This is a genomic window from Agreia sp., from assembly GCF_964263775.1.
Taxonomy (GTDB): domain Bacteria; phylum Actinomycetota; class Actinomycetes; order Actinomycetales; family Microbacteriaceae; genus Agreia.
The window spans coordinates 1-2739 of the sequence record NZ_CAXVWM010000208.1; the positions used below are offsets into that span (position 1 = coordinate 1).

A 2739-nucleotide genomic window follows, 5' to 3' on the forward strand; every position below is an offset into this window, starting at 1 on the left:
CGGTGAGCAAGAAGATCATGCCACCGTGCGTCTGTACGTCGAAGTGTGGGCGATCGCTGTCGCCGACGAAGACGTCGCGCACGTGGTTCGAGACTTCTACGCGCAGTACGTTTCCCACGTCGTGCGCGCTGTCGCCGGCGCACAACCGCATCTGAACGCGAGCGATCTCGACGCGACGGCGCAGACCATCGTGAGTCTGCTCGAGGGTTCCGCGGTTCTCCGGTCTCGGATCGCCGGTCGCAAGTCGGAAGCTTCGGACCGAATGCTGGTGAAGACCCTGCAGTGCCTTATTCATGGGGCGTGAGCCGTTGTCGTTGTACCCGTGACTCGTAAAGTCGCCTCGACGCGTCTGGACTGCTGCCGACTATTCTCACTGAGGACCCGATTTAGCGGCAGAGTCGACTACTCCGTGCGGCTCGTCGCGGCAGGCTGAATCCAGCTCACCAGCAGGTCCAACGCTTGACGCGAGGATGTCGCCGGCTCGGTCGTGTAGATGAAGAGGGTCTGATCGGGATCCCCGGGCAGTGAGAGCGTCTCGTAATCGACCGACAGGTCACCCACGATGGGATGGTGAAGACGCTTAGTGCCGAACGTGCGCTGGTAGACGCGGTGTTCGGCCCACCATTGGCGAAAGTCGCCGCTCTTCTGCGAGAGCTCTTCGATCAGCTCGACGGTGAGTCGGTCATCCGGATGGCCGGCGGCCGCGAATCGCAAGCTCTCGACGGCCGCCCGGGCCTGCGCATCCCAATCGACGAAGAGCTCGTGCGCTGCGTCATCGAAGAACAACCAGCGGGCGTAGTTGCGGTGCCGTGGTTTCAGGGCGTCGAAGTCTGCGAACAGGGCTCGTGCCAAAGAATTGGACGCCAGGATGTCCATGCGGCGGCCCAGGATCATCGCGGGTTGGCTCTCGAGGGCATCGAGCAGCTGGTGCAGCCCTGGCCGCACGCGCTGCACAGACGGTGCTGTTCGGGATGTGCGCACCGGGCCGGCGCCGATCAGGTTTCCCAGGTGGGCACGCCCGACCGTGTCGAGATCGAGGGCGCGGGCGATGGCATCCAGAACCCCGGGCGACGGGGTGATCTTTCGGCCCTGCTCGAGACGGGTGTAGTAGTCGGTCGACACACCGGCGAGCAGGGCGACCTCTTCGCGGCGAAGGCCGGCGACGCGTCTCACGCGGCCGTCCGTCGGAAGGCCCGCGCGCAGGGGGTCACTCTGGCTGCGGGCTCGCTTGAGAAAATCGGCGAGTTCCCTGTTGATGTCGGCCATGTCTCGAGTGTCGCACTCCCTCGGCGAACCCGCCTGGGTCGCCGAGTCCTAGCCACGCTCGTCCCAGGAGAAGGCGGCCCTGCTATGCGCTCCCATGCAGAGACGAGCTGGCGGAACATCGAAGAGAAGGCACCGCCCGGCGCCATCCACCACTTCTCGACTTCGCATTGGAGCAATCACCATGAGCTTTCCCGAATCCACCGGCACCTGGTTCGTCACCGGAACCTCGCGCGGCCTCGGCCTCGAACTCGTCACGCAGCTGCTCGAACGGGGAGACAACGTCACGGCGACCACCCGCTCGATCGAACGCCTCACCGACGCGCTTGGCGTCACCGACACGACCCGCCTGCTGCCCATCGAGTTGGACCTGACAGACGAGACCGCTGTCGGGGCCGCGGTTCAGGCGACGAAAGACCGTTTCGGCGGCCTCGATGTCGTGGTGAACAACGCCGGCTACGGTTTCCTCGGCGCGGTCGAGGAGATCACCGACGCAGAGGTGCGCCAGATGTTCGACGTGCAGATCTTCGGTGTGTGGAACGTGCTGCGGGCGACCCTGCCCGACTTCCGTGCCGCACGAGCCGGCCACATCATCAACGTGTCCTCGATCCTCGGGCTCACGACGTTTCCGGGGTGGGGCCTGTACTCGGCGGGCAAGTTCGCGCTGGAAGGACTCACCGGTTCGCTCGCACAGGAGATCGCGGAATTCGGCGTGAAGGTGAACCTGGTCGAGCCCGGCTACATGCAGACCGACTTCCTCAAGCCGCAGTCGCTTGGCCTGCCCGGCCGCGCCGCAGACGGCTACACCGCAGTCCGCGACATGACGACCGCGCACCAGGCCATGCCGGGCACTCAGCTCGGCGACCCCGCGAAGGCGGCGGCCGCGATCATCACCGTCGCGGTCGCCGGCGATGCTCCGCTGCATCAGCTGCTCGGCTCGGACTCGCTTTCCATTGCGGAGGGCGCCCTGCAGGCCTTGACGTCTGAGATCGAGCGCGGCCGCGCACTCGCCGTCACGACCGACATCCCGCAGGTTTGAGCTTCAGCGGGTGGCGGCAAGTCGCTGCTGCCACCCGCTCGCAGCAGGACTGCTGGCCAGGGTCTAAATGGATGCCGTGGGCGGGCCGGTCACGATCGTCACGATGGGGGTGCGGATATCCGCCGACGGAGAGTAATCTCGCTCGCATGTGCAGGAACATCCGAGTACTCCACAATTTCGATCCCCCGACCAACGACGACGAGGTGCGCGAGGCCGCGCTGCAGTTCGTCCGCAAAGTCAGCGGCTCCACCCACCCCTCCCGGGCGAACACCGAGGCGTTCGAGCGGGCCATCGATGAGATCGCGGTCGCAACGCGGCGCCTGCTCGACGGCCTGGTGACGAACGCTCCTCCCAAGAGCCGGGAACTCGAGGCGGTCAAGGGCCGCGAGCGGCACGAGAAGCGTATGGAACGAGAAGTGCGCATCCGCACGGCGACC

The 2739-nt window shown here is 65.9% G+C and carries 4 protein-coding genes; 3 read left to right on the forward strand and 1 reads right to left on the reverse strand.

Going from position 1 to position 2739, the window contains the following annotated elements:
* Positions 1-304, forward strand: a 304-nt coding sequence (locus ACE5CZ_RS14550; protein ID WP_374948044.1) for a TetR family transcriptional regulator C-terminal domain-containing protein, incomplete at its 5' end; no start/stop codon positions are given.
* 98 nt (positions 305-402) lie between these two features.
* Here ACE5CZ_RS14550 and ACE5CZ_RS14555 read toward each other — a convergent pair.
* Complete coding sequence (locus tag ACE5CZ_RS14555; protein WP_374948045.1) at positions 403-1266, reverse strand: helix-turn-helix domain-containing protein; 864 nt, start codon at positions 1264-1266, stop codon at positions 403-405.
* 181 nt (positions 1267-1447) lie between these two features.
* Between ACE5CZ_RS14555 and ACE5CZ_RS14560 the strand changes: the two genes are divergently transcribed.
* Together ACE5CZ_RS14560 and ACE5CZ_RS14565 are read left to right on the forward strand one after the other, a co-directional pair.
* Positions 1448-2302 (forward strand): SDR family NAD(P)-dependent oxidoreductase, encoded by an 855-nt coding sequence (locus ACE5CZ_RS14560; protein WP_374948046.1) that lies wholly within the window; start codon positions 1448-1450, stop codon positions 2300-2302.
* 146 nt (positions 2303-2448) lie between these two features.
* Positions 2449-2739: DUF2277 domain-containing protein (locus tag ACE5CZ_RS14565; protein ID WP_374948047.1), on the forward strand; the 291-nt coding region annotated here is incomplete at its 3' end.